Source organism: Mesorhizobium sp. M2C.T.Ca.TU.002.02.1.1 (assembly GCF_003997225.1).
Genome location: NZ_RZTO01000832.1, coordinates 1 through 2617, shown reverse-complemented (window position 1 = coordinate 2617; position 2617 = coordinate 1). Strand labels below are relative to the sequence as shown.

Annotated in this window: 3 protein-coding genes; 2 read left to right on the top strand and 1 reads right to left on the bottom strand. The window is 60.7% G+C overall.

Features of this window, described 5'->3' with window-relative positions; translation table 11 throughout:
* Positions 1-40: 40 nt before the first annotated feature.
* Positions 41-586 carry an SH3 domain-containing protein gene (locus EOD07_RS30085; protein ID WP_073986814.1) on the top strand — a complete coding sequence of 182 codons (546 nt, stop codon included), beginning with the start codon at positions 41-43 and terminating at the stop codon, positions 584-586.
* Between the two features lie 213 nt (positions 587-799).
* On the opposite strand, the gene EOD07_RS30080 is transcribed toward EOD07_RS30085, so the two are convergent.
* Positions 800-1102 (bottom strand): DUF982 domain-containing protein, encoded by a 303-nt coding sequence (locus EOD07_RS30080; protein WP_073986813.1) that lies wholly within the window; start codon positions 1100-1102, stop codon positions 800-802.
* Between the two features lie 401 nt (positions 1103-1503).
* Between EOD07_RS30080 and EOD07_RS30075 the strand changes: the two genes are divergently transcribed.
* Positions 1504-2617 (top strand): NCS1 family nucleobase:cation symporter-1 (locus EOD07_RS30075; protein ID WP_127237906.1); only part of this gene is annotated, 1114 nt, incomplete at its 3' end.

The following is a 2617-nucleotide window of genomic DNA, read 5'->3' as shown; positions in this document are numbered from 1 at the left end:
GATAACGATCAATCCCTTCCGCATCCGTAAGTGAACGACCATGAATTCCGAAGCGCCGCTCGGCTTCCCCACGGTCCGCTGGCTGCGATCCGTCCTCGCCCATCTCATTCTTACAACCGCGCTGATCTCGATACCCGCACCGATGGTCGGGCCGCGGGCGGAGGTCAGAACTCTTCCCCTGCCTCGCTTCGTCTCGCTCAAAGCCTCATCCGCCAACCTGCGCGTCGGACCGGGCACCGGCTACGACATCCAATGGGTCATGACACGCCCGGGCATCCCGCTGGAAATCTATCAACAATACGGCAATTGGCGGCGCGTGAGGGATTGGGAGGGAACCACCGGATGGATATTCGGACCGCTCCTGTCGGGACGCAGAACGGGCATTGTCGCTCCCTGGACGAAGAACAATGTTGCGCTGCGCAACAAACCGGCAATCGATGGTCGCATCACTGCGTGGCTCGAGCCTCGCGTCCGGGTCAAACTGACATGGTGTGACGGAAAATGGTGCGCCGTAGCGCTAGGGGATGCGTCCGGCTTCGTCAAACAGACCGACTTGTGGGGCGTCTATCCCGATGAAGTGCTTTAAAGCCATGGCTCAATATGATCGACCGAACGGTGTTGCTTTCCGGCGGAAGCATTGCTGAGCCGCAACCGGGTTCCGGCCTATTCTGATCGATCAGAACGTCCGCCGAGCCATGCGGAGAAGTGGCCAAGCACAAGCAGGAATGCAAACAAAGTGAAGCCTGCGTCGGCCGTAGGCCGACGCTTCGTCAACATCTGGCAAGCGCGCCGGAAGATCCTACCGCCTCAAGGCGTAGACATTGTCCATCGACGCGCCACCCAGCGGCAACGCCATGTCGTCGTCAAGGAGCCGGGTGATGCGGGCGAAACCGACAAAGGCTTTGCGCGCTTCCTCGGCCGACATCTTGCCCGACACCGCCGCCGCACAGCAATTCAGGGCGCATTGATAAACCGGGCCGCGTCGTCCCGTTGGCCACTTCCGCAGGAATACCATCGCCTCGGAGACGCTATCGACTTCCTCCACAGGGTATCCCTGCCCACGCGCAATTCGCACAGGGGTAAAGAAATGCAAGCGATCCATGATTATCCTCCCGGTCGACCGCAGCGCAGTCGAACTTCATTAAACGCACGTCTCGCGAATGGGTTCCAAACAAATTTGGTTGCCGACGGAAAAAGTTCGGAACCGCCGGCCTGCAAGAAAAACGCTAATGCATGTTGCCCAGCAGTGCGCAGCGGTTCTGGAACAACGACATGCATCAAAACAAAGGCTTGCAGCGCGTCGCCTGAATCCTTTTCAGCGCAAACGCACTTTAGGCGACTCAGCTCGGTTCAAGCCCGGAGTCGTCGGATAACGACGATTCTCGTTGAATATCTTTAAGGCGAAAGCCGGCAAATGGGTTGCTTGCCGGTTCCCCAAGGTCAGGCTTAACCTCCCCGGTCAAACGCGTGAGGGCGCGTTTTGCAACAAGGGGAACACTTGCAATGACCATTCAAGGCGCCTCGCCTGACCTCTATAACGAGGATCTGGCTCCCGCAACGGTCAGGAACTGGGGACCGTTTTCGATCTTCAACGTCTGGACCTCGGACGTCCACAGCCTCTGGGGCTACTACCTGGCGGCAAGCCTGTTTCTGTTCTGCGGCGGCTTCGTCAACTTCATCGTCGCCATCGGCATCGGCTCGCTGATCATCTACGGCCTGATGAACCTGGTCGGCTATGCCGGCGTGAAGACCGGCGTGCCCTACCCCGTGCTTGCCCGCGCCTCCTTCGGCATCTGGGGCGCCAACGTCCCGGCGCTGGTGCGCGCCATCGTCGCCTGCTTCTGGTACGGCGCCCAAACGGCCGCGGCGTCGGGCGCAATCGTGGCGTTGCTGACGCGACTGCAATGGTTCGACGAGTTCAACAAGAGCTCGCATATGCTCGGCCATTCCACCCTGGAAGTGATCTGCTTCGTCGTCATCTGGGCGCTGCAGCTTCTGATCATCCAGAAGGGCATGGAAACGGTGAGACGCTTCCAGGACTGGGCCGGCCCGGCCGTCTGGGTGATGATGCTGCTCCTGGCCATCTATCTTTGCGTGAAGTCGGGATCCTTCGCCTTCACCAGCGACATCCCGATGGACGTGCTGCGCGAGAAGACCGCCGATGCCGGCATCCCGGGCGATCCGGGATCATGGACCGCGCTGTTCGGCGTCGCGGCGATCTGGGTGACCTACTTCTCGGCCCTCTACCTCAATTTCTGCGACTTCGCGCGCTACGCACCCGACAAGGCGGCGCTGCGCAAGGGCAACATCTGGGGCCTGCCGGTCAACCTCATCCTGTTCTCGCTGGTCGCCGGCGTCACCACGATCGCCGCCTACGACGTCTACCATGAGGTGCTTTTGCATCCCGACCAGATCTCGGCCAAGTTCGACAGCTGGTTCCTGGCGGCCCTTGCGGCGCTCACCTTCGCGGTGGCGACGCTCGGCATCAACGTCGTGGCGAACTTCGTCTCGCCGGCCTTCGACTTCTCCAACGTCTTCCCGCGCCAGATCGACTTCAAGAAGGGCGGCTACATCGCGGCGTTGATCGCGCTTGTGCTCTATCCATTCGCTCCGTGGG

Coding starts and splice junctions, on each gene's coding strand:
- EOD07_RS30085 (WP_073986814.1), top strand. CDS start 41: ATGAATTCCGAAGCGCCGCTCGGCTTCCCCACGGTCCGCTGGCTGCGA.
- EOD07_RS30080 (WP_073986813.1), bottom strand. CDS start 1,102: ATGGATCGCTTGCATTTCTTTACCCCTGTGCGAATTGCGCGTGGGCAG.